The 13,780-nt window shown below is 69.6% G+C and carries 8 protein-coding genes, 1 tRNA gene, 2 pseudogenes and 1 riboswitch; of the genes and pseudogenes, 5 read left to right on the forward strand and 6 right to left on the reverse strand.

The features are described from left to right. The first annotated feature begins 107 nt into the window (after positions 1-107). The 3 genes from AB0I82_RS22985 to AB0I82_RS22995 all read left to right on the forward strand — a co-directional run bounded on the left by AB0I82_RS22985 (position 108) and on the right by AB0I82_RS22995 (position 1,978). On the forward strand, positions 108-1,034 hold the full coding sequence (locus AB0I82_RS22985) for a metallophosphoesterase (protein ID WP_363259216.1): 927 nt from the start codon (positions 108-110) through the stop codon (positions 1,032-1,034). 75 nt (positions 1,035-1,109) lie between these two features. Then, positions 1,110-1,892: a Pr6Pr family membrane protein gene (locus tag AB0I82_RS22990; RefSeq protein ID WP_363259217.1), complete on the forward strand. Its 783-nt coding sequence runs from the start codon at positions 1,110-1,112 to the stop codon at positions 1,890-1,892. 12 nt (positions 1,893-1,904) lie between these two features. After that, positions 1,905-1,978 (forward strand) — tRNA-Pro (locus tag AB0I82_RS22995). Between the two features lie 119 nt (positions 1,979-2,097). On the opposite strand, the gene AB0I82_RS23000 is transcribed toward AB0I82_RS22995, so the two are convergent. Further along, positions 2,098-3,612 carry a LacI family DNA-binding transcriptional regulator gene (locus AB0I82_RS23000; RefSeq protein WP_363259218.1) on the reverse strand — a complete coding sequence of 505 codons (1,515 nt, stop codon included), beginning with the start codon at positions 3,610-3,612 and terminating at the stop codon, positions 2,098-2,100. 1,151 nt (positions 3,613-4,763) lie between these two features. Here AB0I82_RS23000 and AB0I82_RS23005 point away from each other — a divergent pair. Continuing rightward, on the forward strand, positions 4,764-5,783 hold the full coding sequence (locus tag AB0I82_RS23005) for a hypothetical protein (protein ID WP_363259219.1): 1,020 nt from the start codon (positions 4,764-4,766) through the stop codon (positions 5,781-5,783). A gap of 126 nt (positions 5,784-5,909) precedes the next feature. On the opposite strand, the pseudogene AB0I82_RS23010 reads toward AB0I82_RS23005, so the two are convergent. The 4 genes and pseudogenes from AB0I82_RS23010 to AB0I82_RS23025 all read right to left on the reverse strand — a co-directional run. Then, positions 5,910-6,535: pseudogene (locus tag AB0I82_RS23010) on the reverse strand (LacI family DNA-binding transcriptional regulator); the annotation flags it as partial. 8 nt (positions 6,536-6,543) lie between these two features. Further along, a pseudogene (locus tag AB0I82_RS23015) lies at positions 6,544-6,804 on the reverse strand (very short patch repair endonuclease); the annotation flags it as partial. 83 nt (positions 6,805-6,887) lie between these two features. Next, complete coding sequence (locus AB0I82_RS23020; protein ID WP_363259220.1) at positions 6,888-7,208, reverse strand: hypothetical protein; 321 nt, start codon at positions 7,206-7,208, stop codon at positions 6,888-6,890. Between the two features lie 243 nt (positions 7,209-7,451). Next, positions 7,452-8,372 (reverse strand): LysR family transcriptional regulator, encoded by a 921-nt coding sequence (locus tag AB0I82_RS23025; protein WP_363259221.1) that lies wholly within the window; start codon positions 8,370-8,372, stop codon positions 7,452-7,454. 222 nt (positions 8,373-8,594) lie between these two features. Between AB0I82_RS23025 and AB0I82_RS23030 the strand changes: the two genes are divergently transcribed. Then, positions 8,595-9,812 (forward strand): MFS transporter, encoded by a 1,218-nt coding sequence (locus AB0I82_RS23030; RefSeq protein ID WP_363259222.1) that lies wholly within the window; start codon positions 8,595-8,597, stop codon positions 9,810-9,812. 83 nt (positions 9,813-9,895) lie between these two features. On the opposite strand, the gene cobN is transcribed toward AB0I82_RS23030, so the two are convergent. After that, positions 9,896-13,543 (reverse strand): cobaltochelatase subunit CobN, encoded by a 3,648-nt coding sequence (gene cobN, locus AB0I82_RS23035; protein WP_363259223.1) that lies wholly within the window; start codon positions 13,541-13,543, stop codon positions 9,896-9,898. Between the two features lie 90 nt (positions 13,544-13,633). Beyond that, a riboswitch (cobalamin riboswitch) is annotated at positions 13,634-13,709 on the reverse strand. Positions 13,710-13,780: the final 71 nt, after the last annotated feature.

Below are 13,780 nucleotides of genomic sequence, written 5' to 3' on the forward strand. Positions count from 1 at the left end.
GGAGCCCCTTCGGGGAGCGGCTCGTGCCCGTACGGGAACGTCCTGCAGCGCAAGATCATCCGGCCCCGTGATGCTCCCGTACCCCGCTCTCTGCCACGATGGGGGCCATGCGCGCGCGATACGGAGTACCCCTGTCCCTCACGGCGGTCGGCGCGGCCGGCCTCGCCTATGCCGCCGGAATCGAGGCCCGTTCTTTCCGGCTGCGGCGGGTGACGGTGCCCGTACTCCCGCGCGGCATGCGCCCGTTGCGGGTCCTGCAGGTGTCCGACATCCACATGGTCAGCGGTCAGCGCAAGAAGCAGCGCTGGCTGCAGTCCCTGGCCGGCCTCCGCCCCGACTTCGTCGTCAACACCGGCGACAACCTCTCCGATACCGAAGGGGTACCGGAGGTACTGGACGCGCTCGGCCCGCTGATGGAGTTCCCGGGCACGTACGTCTTCGGCTCGAACGACTACTACGGACCGAAGCTGCGCAACCCCGCCCGCTACCTGATCGAAAAGGTCCAGGGCCGGCACGGTCTGAACGGCAACGCACCCGCCGTCGGCGTCGTCCACAACCCGTGGGAAGAGCTGCGGGACGCCTTCGACGCGGCGGGCTGGGTGGGCCTGTCCAACACCCGCGGCCGCCTGAAGCTCGAGGGCATCGAGATCGCGCTGACCGGCCTGGACGACCCGCACATCAAGCGCGACCGGTACGCCGAGGTGGCCGGCGGCCCCGAGGAGGGCGCCGACCTCTCCCTCGCCGTCGTGCACGCGCCGTACCTGCGCTCCCTGGACGCCTTCACCGCGGACGGCTACCCGCTGATCCTCGCCGGGCACACCCACGGCGGCCAGCTGTGCATCCCCTTCTACGGCGCGCTGGTCACCAACTGCGACCTGGACACCGGCCGGGTCAAGGGCCTCTCCACCCACACCGCCGGCGAGCACACCTCCTACCTGCACGTCTCCGCCGGCTGCGGCGCCAACCGCTACACCCCCGTCCGCTTCGCCTGCCCGCCCGAGGCGACGCTGCTGACGCTGACGGAACGGGCCTGACCGACGGCCCCCGAAGCTTCCCCTTCGGGGGCCGTACCGTCCCCGATCCCCTCATATCCGGTCTAGCGTGGAGGGATGATCGACCCGACCCGGTCCGACCCCACCCGTTCCTCGCATTACGCGACCGGCCCGGCCGGCGCCTCGGCGCTCACCCCGTCCTCCGCGGTCGCGCCGCACGCCCGCCGCCCGCTCGCCGCCGTCCTCCGCGTCCTGCTCGCCGCGGCCGCGGCCACCGGCGTCGCCCTGGAAATCGGCCTCTCCGCCGACCTGCCGCGCGTACTCAGCGACTTCTCCGTCCAGGCCGGCGCCGCCTTCGCGCTCTGCGCCCTGTGGTCCGCATACCGCATCGGGAGCGGCCGCCGCCCCGTCTCCCCCCGGATCACCGGCGCGCTCCTCCTCTACGTACTCGCCGCCGCGCTCCTCCGTCACACGCACCTCGCGCAGCCCGGCGCCGGCGGCTCCACCCTCCCCGACGCGTCCTCCCCCACCGGCACCGTCGCCGACCAGCTCCTGCACACGGCCGTCCCGCTCGGCGCCGTACTGGACTGGCTCCTCCTGACCACCCCGCGCCAGTACCGCCTCCGCCACACCTGGCAGTGGCTCGCCTACCCGGTCCTCTACCTCCTCTTCGCCCTCCTCCGCGGCGCCCTCCTCACCCCGGGCACTCCCGGCCGCTACCCCTGGCCCCTCCTGAACCCCGCCACCCACGGCTACCCGACCGTCCTGCTCCACGCCCTCCTCGCCTTCCTGGCCCTCTCCCTCCTCGCCACCGCCCTCCTCGCAATCGACCAGTTCAGGCCCACTCCCCCGCGCCCCGGATACCGGATTTCACGTTCGGGGATCGGTCCGCTAAAGTAGAGCTCGTTGCTTCGGGGTGTAGCGCAGCTTGGCAGCGCGCTTCGTTCGGGACGAAGAGGTCGTGGGTTCAAATCCCGCCACCCCGACTGAAGAAACACCACTCAGCCCTGGTCCTCCGATAAGGAAGACCAGGGCTGAGTGGTTTCCAGGGCCTTGTTGGGAGAGACCTGGGAGAAGATCTTGGAATCCGCCTCCCAGCGCCCCGTTACCGACGCCCCGTCAGGCGCTCCCGCAGCAGATCATTGAGCACGGCTACCAGTGAGGTAGGACACATCGCCAGCCGCGCATCCAGCGCCGCCTCCCACATCCCGGTCAGCCCGGCCATCAGATCCTCACGCATCTGCCGCGTGATGTGGCTGTACCGAGCCTGAACCGAGCCGTCCATATGCCCCATTCGCTCGTCCATCAGCTTTGTAGGCGTACGCAGCTCCTCCATTAGCGTCTTGTGAGTGTGCCGAAGCCCGTGAGGCGTCAGCCCTTTGGCGATCGGCAGCCAGCACGCGTCAGCGCGCCCCTGCGCTCCCCTCCCCCGCGCCGGTACGCCCGGCCACGGGTCGCCGAGCAGCGGCACGGGGCGTGCCTCCTGCGGAGCCTTCTTCGGATACCAGCCGGAGGCGGCCGGCGTGAACAACCATGTAGCGAAGCCGTTCCTGCGCCAGTGGGCTGCCTGGTCCACCGATCCCCCGCCGCGAGTGAAGCCGAGTGCGGTGATGGCTTCCCAGACCCGCGCTTTCGTCTCCTCGGCCACGATGTCGGGCCGGTTGAGGACGTTGGACACGGTGCCGGTGGAAACGCCGGCGCGCCTTGCCACGTCCACGACCTTCGCTCCGGTCTCTCCGGTCCGCGATATGCCTTGCCCACGAAAGGTGTAGGTCCTGCCGTGGCACGGGCAGGGCGTCGGCTGCGTCCGGGCCACCTGCCTGGACAGGAGGGCGGAGAGGAAGGGCGGCGTGTCGACCGTGCGGTAGCTGTCGTCCTTCGGAGGGCAGCGCTCGAACACCCCTGTGTCGAGCTCGTAGAGCTGCCACTCGACGCGGATCGCCTGCGGTCGTAGGAACTCCGTTTCCAATCCGACCAGCTCGCCCCAGCGAACGCCGGTGTACCCCTTCGTGACGCACCCTACGAACTCGTCATCGCGGCCAGAGAGGAGCGATGCCCGCTCGGCAGTCAGCAGGATGCCGAGCGGATCGGTGATCACCTTCTCCGGCCCTCGGTCACGGGAACGGCCAGCACGCTTGCCCCGCCCCCTACGCTTGGTGGCCGGATTGGCGCTGATGAGTCCTTCGTCGACCGCGTCTTCGAGCACCAGATGCAGGGTGCCGCGCCACGTCTTGACGCTGGACGCCGCGTACAGGGCCTTCTCCCGCTTCTCCCATGCCTCGACATCAGACCGCTGGATCGATGCGAGAGTGCGGTCCTCGAACTCGGGGAGCAGGTGCTCCTCAAGATGGCGGCGGTAGTTCTGCATCGTGGATGCGGCAAGATCCTGAGCCGCGTACCACCGCGACGCGTAGTCGCCGAAGGTGATCTGACCGGCTGCCGGGTCCCTCCAGTTACCGGCTCGGACTTTCGCTTCTTCTGCATCGGCCGCGCGCTTCGCTTCTCGCTTGGTGCGGAAGCGGATGACTTCCCCGCCGTCGTCGACCACCGTGCCGTACTTACCGGTCGAGATCTTGTACCGGCCGCGCCAGTACGTCCTGCGGTTCTCAGCGAATCCCATGGTCTCCTTCAGGAAAGGTGATGGGTGGGAACCGCTGCTCGCAGTTCCCACCCATCGCGGTCTTGTGTTCTCAAGCTGCGTCGCGGCACCGCCGCGGGCGACGGGCCCGAAGCTGCGCCACAGGGGCGGTGCGCGCAGCGTGCGTTCGCCGAGTCGGCGCGCTCGCGCCGGTCTGCGGAGTGCCCATGCGTTCAGGCCGCTCTTCAAGGATGTGGAGGATCTCCTGTACGTGATCCTTCGTGAAGCGGTAGCCGCTGCCGCTCCTGATGAACGGAATCCGACGCCGCCGCGCTTGTTCCTTCACCCACCACTCCGAGCAACCGAGTACTTCAACAACGTCAAAGGCCGGGTAGAGCTGAGGAAGGTCTTGACTCATCTGGTGCGAGCTCATGTCACCTCTCCGGGAATCTGAACAGGCGAGGACGGTCCTTTGGCTGGGCGATAAGAGAGGTAAGGACGGTAAGCCGTCTGACCTGGGCCTTCTTAGAGGCGGTAAGGGAGTCGGGAACCGGGGCGATAAGTGCAGGCCCGGCGAACAGGCGGCTTACCGCCCCGCTAACCACTCCCCTTACCGATCTGCTGTTAGCGCAGGCCAACGGGCTCACCACCCTTCGTTGCCTTACCGCGCTCAGCCCGCATAGCTCACGACGGTGGTCGGGCGACCACCCGTCGACTTCTGATGGCGGCTGTAGCCAGGAAGGTCGAGCAGCTCGGCGACCAGCCGGTCCCGCTCCGCTCGCGTGGTGTTCTTGAACAGGCGCCGTCCCCATCGACCGCGCGTAAGCCCGGTGCCCGCAGACATCCACCAACTCGGGAGCCCGCGTGACTGCTGCTCTTCACCGGATCAAGCGAGACCTGGCACGCTGGTATGTGCGTTATGCCCCGGGCGTCGTTGGCAAATCAGCGGTGCAGACTATGGGCGCAACTGCGCTGCTGCCTGCCGCGCTCGCCCGCGCCGATCGACTTGCAGTTGCGCCAGAATAGGAGTATTAGCCACCATGAGGTTCTGTTGAGATGTGCACTCTCTGGAGCGCATAAAAAACAACAGCCCCACTGGTTTCGATCCATCGACGGGGGGTGCTCGTGTGAATTCTCCGGATCGTCTCCGTAGGTCACTAGGGTGGATCGCGGAGAGACGTGGACACCTATTCGTGTTCGGCGCTGTCGTCTTAGGAGTGATCGGGCTCGCGTTTGTCATATCTGCGCCGTTCGACGATGCAGCGCGCACCGGACTAGGTTCTGCCTTGCTGACAGGCTTGATCGTCAGCATTGCTGTTGCTGCTATCGAGCGAGGCATTGAGGCTCGTCGGGTGGCGTCCGAGCGCCGACGCGATGAGGAACAGCACCAGGCAATGCACGAAGTAGCGCGTAATAGGCTCGGTCGCCTGATCGCGTCGCACGCGTGGGCCTATTGGCAGCTATTCCTCCCCTACCGGGACAACCCAAATTTCGTCATGAAGCTGCCGACAGGTTTCGGGGACGAAGATATGCATGAGGTCCACCGGAGTTTACACTGGATACGAGAAATGATGGGTGCCAATCAGCGTTGGTGGCAGGATCCCACTCTTCGGGAGACAGTAGACGCACTGTCATTCATTGCAACGGATCTTCTTGAGAGAACGAGGTTGCCCGAAATCCTGATGGAGGATGAGCAGGATGAAGATCCCGAAGCAAGGCTATCCGCGCAGCAGTCTTTGCAATCGATCTCAGTTGAGCGAGAGCGGACCGTGGATCGCCTTGCGGGTGTAGCGCAACGCCTCGCCGAAGCCGGGGATTCCCAGCGGGCATTTCTGATCGACGGTCAGGTCGATTTACTCTTGTCCCCTGATCTGCCCGTAGGGATTTATGCCCCCACCCTCGAGCCACTGGAGACGATTGAGGGAATTACCTTGTTTGGCCGCCGCCCCCTGTCTCCGCTGCGAGATGAGGTCGCTTGGATCGTGGATCAACTCCGACCCGACCCGATCACTGTAAATGAATACGGTGCGCCCATCGCTTCTGGCGCGCCGGAGCCCGCAAAATACCGCTGGAGCCACCTATTCGATGCTCATGATGAGCCAGAAGGTATGTGGGAGCAGAGGTTTACTCAGAATTCTTGGCTTCGACGCATCTTCGCCAGAGCGGCTAGCGAACTTCCAGCACTGTATGGACTCAATTCACCGGCTTTATGATTTCCCGTTGACTACAGAGTGGACGCTCACCTCTAGGGGCATCATTCTATGATGCCCCTAACGCGTTGGAGATTGCTCCGCTAAAGGAAGGACGAGGAGATCTTGGAACACTTCCCGTAAAAGCGCCTACACGCGGACTCTCCGTCGCTCTTGCAAGAGTTCATTGAGCACAGCCACGGGTGACGTGGGCGACATTATGAGCCGGGCTTCAAGGGAGGCCTCCCACTCCCGGGTGTGAGATTCTCCAATAGTTCCTCACGCATCTCTCGGGTGATGTGCGTGTAGCGTGCCTGCACCGACCCGTCTAGGTGTCCCATGCGCTCGTCCATCAGCTTCGGCGGGGTGCGGAACCCTTCCATGCGCGTCTTGTGCGTGTGGCGCAGTCCGTGAGGCGTCAGCCCCTTCGCGATCGGCACCCAGCAGGAGTCCGCGCGCGCCTGTGCTCCTCTCCCCCGCGCCGGCACACCCGGCCAGGGGTCGGCGAGCACTGGCACGGGCCGCGCTTCCTGCGGAGCCTTCTTCGGGTACCAGCCGGAGACCGCCGGTGTGAAGAGCCAGGTGGCGAACCCGTTCAGTCGCGAGTGCTCGACTTGGTCGACGGCGCCCCCGCCACGCGTGAACCCGAGAGCCTCGACGGCCTCCCGTACTCGTGCCCCGGTGGCTTCGGCTGCGACGTCCGACCGGTTGAGGACGTTGGACACGGTGCCGGTGGAAACGCCTGCGCGTCTCGCCACATCGACCAACTTCGCGCCGGTCTCGCCCGTCCGCGAGCCATGTTCTTGTCCAGTTTGGCTCGCCACCACTCTGCGTTTTGCTTCGGTCGTGTTTTGTGCTCGGGACATCCGTGCCAAAAGCAGCCGGGGAAGAAGACGGCGATCTTGGCCTTGGTGAAGGCGATGTCGATTCTGCGACGGGGCACGCCGGGGACCGGAAGGTTCACCCGGTAGCGCAGGCCCGCCGCGTGCAGGAGTCGTCGGACCGCAACCTCGGGAGCGGCGTCGCGGGAGCTCTGCCGGCTCATGCGGTCGGAAACGGCCACGGAGGAAGGGTTAGCTTGGGGCACAACAGCATTCTGCCGGCGCGGGCGCATACGGGCGAGTGGCCTCAAACTAGCGCGGCGGTGAGGACGTGTGCAGCCAGGAGCGGTGGGGTGGCGTTGCCGATCTGTTGGGCTTTGTCATTGCCCGCCCAGGGGTGGTTAGCAGAGAAGCTTTGAAGCTGGCCTGCTTCGGAGGTAGATAGGCGGTCCAGGTCCTCGGTGCCATCTTCGGTCATGACCCGACAGCGGAAGATCTTGCCGGTGACGGTGAAGGCCGGTTCTGCAGAGGTGCGCCGGGGCCGGGCTTTGGGATTTCCACCGCCGCCGTAGTTGGAGACCACGAGGAACGGCTCGGGTCGGTCCAGTGTCTCGCCCAAGTCACGCATGGCGGAAGTGTGGGGTCGGCCGGAGCACCGGAGGTATTCGTGCGATACGGCTGATGCGTGGCTTTGGGGAGCGCTGCCGTCCCGTGGCGTCGCGCGATCAGCACGGCGTAGCGGCGCGTCTGGGGGACTCCAAACTCCTCGGCTCTCAACACTGGTCCTCACTGAGGGCCAGGCCCTAGCTGTATTTCCCGAAACTGCGGGCGGGGTAAGGGAGTCCGGCGGTGATTTTTTCGGGGGCGGGGGTCACGGCAGGGGCATCTTGTTGATGCGGGGGGCCAGTTCGCGGGCGAGGGTGGTGGTGAGGGCTCGGAAGACGGCCACCTCGGGGTTGGGGTCGTCGGCGCGGGCTGCGAGGTGGCTGGACTCGTGGGGCGCGTCCAGGACCGGGACGAAGACGGCGCCGGGCCAGTTGTAGTAGCGGGCGAAGGAGTGGAGGCCGGAGCCGGCGCCGTGGCCGGTGAGGACGCCGGTGAGGACTTCCTGCGGGGTGAGGGCGATGCTGCGGCCGCGGCGGGCGGCCTCGTTGCCGAAGTAGAGGTACTCCTTGAAGATCGCCGGCGTGTGGTCGGGGACCCGGAAGATCGGGAGGGCGGCCAGGTCGGCGACGCGTACGCCCTCGGTGCGGGCGTCGGCGAGCTGCGTGGACTCGGGGACGACCACGATGCGCTGTTCGGTGAGGAGTACGTCACCCACCAGCCGGTCGTCGTCGGGCATCGGGCGGATGAAGGCCAGGTCCACCCGGTCCTCGACGAGCGCCGTGACGTGCTCGGTGAAGTTGAGCTGGGTCACTTCCACGGGGACCTCGGGGCGCGCCCTGCGGTAAGCGTTCACCGCGGCCGGGGTGATCTCCGCCGAGCCGTGCCCCATGATGCCGACGCGCAGCGGACGCGTGGTCGCCTCGCGCTCCCGGCGCACCGCCTCGTGGACGTCCTCGACCGCCGCGTCCGCCGCGGCCAGCAGCGTGCGGGCGTGCTCGGCGAGGCGTACGCCGGCGGCGGTCGGCCGGACCGGGTTGCGGTGCAGCAGCGGGGTGCCCAGTTCGCTCTCCAGGCGGCGGATGTGCTGCGTGACGGCGGGCGGCGAGAGGAAGAGGCGGGCCGCCGCCCGGCCGAAGTGCCGTTCCTCGACGACGGCCAGGAATGACGGGAGCAGCCGGAGGTCCATGTTCGCCCAGGGTACGGCGCGGTCGCGGTCGGCGCGGGGGGCCGTTCACGAATCGTGAAGGCGGGCGGCGGGGAGTGGGCGGTGGCTCGTACAAAGGGTTTCGTGACCAGTATCGATACCACTAATGCCAGTAATAACGCATTTGCCAGGACAGCGGCCGCCTGCGCACCGCCCGCCGCCGCGCCGCGCGTCCCTCGCCGGTACGGGCTGCGGACGGCGTTGATGATGACCGCCTCGGGGTGGAGCGCCAACCAGTTCGCCGCGCTGCTCGGCGCGTACCGGGCCGGTGCGGGGCTGTCGGACGCCGCGGTCAACGCGCTGCTCGCGGTGTACGCGGTGGGGCTGATACCGGGGCTGCTCGCTGCCGCCCCACTCTCCGACCGGTTCGGGCGGCGTCCGGTGGCGCTCGGCGCGCTCGCCCTCAATGCGGTGGCCACGCTGCTGCTGATGCCCGGCGCCGGCTCGGCGTTCTGGCTGGGCCCCGGGCGGCTGCTCACCGGGATCAGCGCCGGGGCGCTGCTGGCGGCCGGCGGGGCCTGGGTGAAGGAGCTCTCCTCGCCGCCGTACGCGCCCGCGGGCGCGGAGACGGTGGCCGCCCGGCGCTCCGGCGTCTTCGTCTCGCTGGGCTTCGCCTCGGGCGGGCTCGCCGCCGCGCTGATCGCCCAGTGGGCGCCGCACCCGATGGTGCTCGCCTATGTGCCGCATGTGGTGTTGGTGGTACTCGCGTGGGGGCTGGCCCGGAGGAGTCCGGAGACCTGTCCGGAGACCTGTCCGGCCAGCGGCGCTGGACGTACCGCCCGAGGCACGACTTCCGGGCGTACCGCCGCGGGCACAGCCCCCAGGCGTACTGATGGCCGTACCGGCGCTCATCCCCCCATCGCACGCCCCGGTTTCTGGCGTGCCGTGTTGCCGATGGCGCCGTGGGTCTTTGCCGGGCCGATGGTCGGGTTTGCGACGCTGCCCGGGCTGGTGGACGGGGGGCTGCGCGGCTGGGAGGTGGTGTACGCGGGGGTGGCGACCGCCGTCGTGCCCGGTGCGGGGGTGGCGGTGCAGCCGCTGGCCCGCCGGCTGAGTCTGCGCAGTCGGCTGCGCACCGCGGTCGCCGGGCTGCTGGTGACGGCCGGGGGCTTCGGCCTCGCCGGGCCGGCCGCCGCGCACCAGCAGCCGGTGCTCGGCCTGGTCGCCGGGGCGGTGCTGGGCGCGGGGTACGGGCTGGTCCTCACGTACGGGCTCGGCACCGCCGCCGCCCTCGCGGCGCCGGCCGGACTGGCCCGCCTCACCGCGTACTTCTGGAGCCTCGCCTACCTCGGGATGTTCGCGCCGCTGCTGCTCAGCACGCTCGGCGGCAGCTTCCCGATGCCGCGCCTCCTGGCCGGCGCCGCGGTACTGGCGGTGCTGTGTTGCGGCCTGCTGGTCCTCCTGAACCGGCCTCGCCGCTGAACCGGCACCGCCGCGCCGGAACCCGCCCGGTGAGACCGGGGAGGTCCGACGCGGCGCCCGTAAGTGACCGGAAGGGGTGGGCCTCAGCCCTCGCCCTCCAGCTCGCCCTCCGTCTCCAGGAAGATCTCGCGGAGCGCTTCGAGAGCGGCGGGGTCGGGCTCGGCCCACATGCCGCGCGACTCCGCCTCCAGGAGGCGCTCGGCGATGCCGTGCAGGGCCCAGGGGTTGGCCTCCTGGAGGAACGCGCGGTTCTCCGGGTCCAGCACGTACGCCTGGGTGAGCTTGTCGTACATCCAGTCGGCGACGACGCCGGTCGTGGCGTCGTACCCGAAGAGGTAGTCGACCGTCGCGGCCAGCTCGAACGCGCCCTTGTAGCCGTGGCGGCGCATCGCCTCGATCCACTTGGGGTTCACGACGCGCGCCCTGAAGACGCGCGAGGTCTCCTCCACGAGGGTGCGCGTGCGCACCGTCTCAGGGCGGGTGGAGTCGCCGATGTACGCCTCGGGGGCGGTGCCCCGCAGCGCCCGTACGGTGGCCACCATGCCGCCGTGGTACTGGAAGTAGTCGTCCGAGTCCGCGATGTCGTGCTCGCGGGTGTCGGTGTTCTTCGCGGCGACGGCGATGCGCTTGTAGGCCGTCTCCATCTGCTCGCGCGCCGGGCAGCCTTCGAGGCCGCGCCCGTAGGCGTAACCGCCCCACACCGTGTAGACCTCGGCGAGGTCGGCGTCCGTACGCCAGTCGCGGGAGTCGATGAGCTGGAGCAGGCCCGCGCCGTACGTCCCCGGGCGGGAGCCGAAGATACGGGTGGTGGCGCGGCGTTCGTCGCCGTGCTCGGCCAGGTCGGCCTGGGCGTGCGCGCGTACGAAGTTCTGGTCGGCGTGCTCGTCGAGGCCCGCGACCAGGCGTACGGCGTCGTCCAGCAGCCCGATGGTGTGCGGGAACGCGTCCCGGAAGAAGCCGGAGATGCGCAGGGTGACGTCGATACGCGGGCGGCCCAGCTCGTCGAGCGGGATCGGCTCCAGGCCGGTCACGCGGCGCGAGGCGTCGTCCCAGACGGGGCGGACGCCGAGCAGCGCGAGGGCCTCGGCTACGTCGTCGCCCGCGGTGCGCATCGCGCTCGTACCCCACAGGGACAGGCCAACGGAGGTGGGCCAGTCGCCGTTGTCGGTGCGGTACCGCTCCAGGAGCGAGTCGGCGAGGGCCTGGCCGGTCTCCCAGGCGAGGCGGGAGGGGACGGCCTTGGGGTCGACGGAGTAGAAGTTGCGGCCGGTCGGCAGGACGTTGACCAGGCCGCGCAGCGGCGAGCCGGACGGGCCTGCCGGTACGAAGCCGCCCTTCAGGGCGTGTACGACGTGGTCGAGTTCGGCGGTGGTGCCGGCGAGGCGGGGAACGACCTCGCGGGCCGCGAAGTCGAGGATGTCGGCGACCTGCGGCCCGTGGTCGGCGGCCACGTCGGCCACCGCGGCCGGGTCCCAGCCCGCGTCCTCCATCGCCTGTACGAGGGCGCGCGCCTGCTCCTCGGCCGCGTCCGCGGTCGTACGGGTCGCCGCCGACTCGTCCAGCCCGAGCGCCTCCCGCAGGCCCGGCAGCGCGGACGTACCGCCCCAGATCTGGCGGGCGCGGAGGATCGCGAGGACCAGGTCGACGCGCGGGGCGCCGGTCGGCGCGCCGCCCAGTACGTGCAGGCCGTCGCGGATCTGCGCGTCCTTGACCTCGCAGAGCCAGCCGTCGACGTGCAGCAGGAAGTCGTCGAAGCCGTCGTCGTCCGGGCGGTCCTCCATGCCCAGGTCGTGGTCGAGCTTGGCGGCCTGGATGAGGGTCCAGATCTGCGCGCGGATCGCGGGCAGCTTGGCCGGGTCCATGGAGGAGATCTGCGCGTACTCGTCGAGCAGCTGCTCCAGGCGCGCGATGTCGCCGTACGAGTCGGCGCGGGCCATCGGGGGGACGAGGTGGTCCACGAGGGTGGCGTGGACACGGCGCTTGGCCTGGGTCCCCTCGCCCGGGTCGTTGACCAGGAACGGGTAGATGAGCGGCAGGTCGCCGAGGGCCGCGTCCGGGCCGCAGGCGGCGGAGAGGCCCGCGTTCTTGCCGGGCAGCCACTCCAGGTTGCCGTGCTTGCCCAGGTGGATCATGGCGTCGGCGCCGAAGCCGCCGTCCTCGGCAGCGGCGGCGATCCAGCGGTAGGCCGCCAAGTAGTGGTGCGAGGGCGGCAGATCGGGGTCGTGGTAGATGGCGATCGGGTTCTCGCCGAAGCCGCGCGGCGGCTGGATGAGGATCAGCAGGTTGCCGCGGCGCAGGGCCGCGAGCACGATGTCGCCCTCGGGGTTGCGGCTGCGGTCGAGGAACATCTCGCCGGGCGCCGGGCCCCAGTGCTCCTCGACGGACTTGCGCAGCTCGGCGGGGAGGGTCGCGTACCAGCGCTTGTAGTCGGCGGCCGGGATACGGACGGGGTTGCGGGCCAGCTGCTCCTCGGTGAGCCAGTCCTGGTCGTGGCCGCCGGCCTCGATGAGCGCGCGGATCAGCTCGTCGCCGTCACCGGAGACCAGGCCCGGGATCTCCTCCTCGGGCCCGAAGTCGTAGCCCTCCTCCCGGAGGCGGCGCAGCAGTTCGACGGCGGAGGCGGGGGTGTCCAGGCCGACCGCGTTGCCGATGCGGGAGTGCTTGGTCGGGTAGGCGGAGAGTACGAGCGCCACACGCTTGTCGGCGGGCGCGATGTGGCGCAGCCGGGCGTGCCGGACGGCGATGCCGGCGACGCGCGCCGCGCGCTCCGGATCGGCGACGTACGCCGGGAGCCCGTCCTCGTCGATCTCCTTGAAGGAGAACGGCACGGTGATCAGGCGGCCGTCGAACTCGGGCACGGCGATCTGGCTGGCCGCGTCCAGCGGCGAGACGCCCTCGTCGTTCTCCTCCCAGTCCGTACGCGAACCGGTGAGGCACAGCGCCTGCAGGACCGGTACGTCGAGGCCGGTGAGGGCGCCCGCGTCCCAGGACTCGTCGTCGCCGCCGGCCGAGGCCGTCGCGGGCTTGGTGCCGCCTGCCGCGAGCACCGTGGTGACGATCACGTCGACGGCGCGCAGCTCTTCGATGAGCTCCGGCTCGGGGGCCCGCAGGGAGGCGACGTACAGCGGCATCGGGCGGGCGCCCGCGTCCTCGATGGCGCCGCACAGCGCGTCCACGAAGGCGGTGTTCCCGCTCATGTGGTGAGCGCGGTAGTAGAGCACCGCAACCGTGGGGGCGTCCGTGGCAACGTCCTTACGGGCGGTGCGCTCCAGCGGCCCCCAGGAGGGCGCGGCGGCCGGCGCCTCGAAGCCGTGGCCGGTCAGCAGCACGGTGTCGGACAGGAAGCGGGCGAGCTGCTCCAGGTTGGCGGGGCCTCCGTGCGCGAGGTACGCGTGCGCCTCGGCGGCGATGCCTACCGGGACGGTGGAGGCAGCCATCAGCTGCGCGTCGGGGGCCTGTTCGCCGGTGAGTACGACGACCGGGCGGCCGTCCGCGAGCAGCTGGTCCAGGCCCTCCTGCCAGGCGCGGATGCCGCCGAGGAGGCGCACGACGACCAGGTCGCAGCCGTCGAGCAGGGCGGGCAGGTCAGCCAGGTCCAGCCGGGCGGGGTTGGCGAAGCGGTAGCCGACGGGGCCGCTCGCCGCGCGGGCGCTCAGCAGGTCCGTGTCGGAGGTCGACAGGAGCAGGATCCGGCGGGTCTCGGGGTTCGGCTCCCCGGAGGAATGCAGCATGCGGCGTCGGGCCTTCCTCGGGGTCCGCGCCCCGGGCGGTGTCGGAATGGATTTCCCTTTGCGCGCGCGGAAGCGCGAGCTCGGGAAAGGGAGTTCCTGGCTCACCCGGCCGTGGGGGCCGGGGTCACAGTGGCGGGACCGCGCCGGATTCGCACCGGGCTTCCTCCCTTGTCGCCGTCGCCGGCGAGGGTGACGGACCGGATGGCCCGCCGTGAGCATAGTAAGGGCCGCGCCCCG

This window comes from Streptomyces sp. NPDC050315 (assembly GCF_040655775.1).
Lineage (GTDB): Bacteria > Actinomycetota > Actinomycetes > Streptomycetales > Streptomycetaceae > Streptomyces.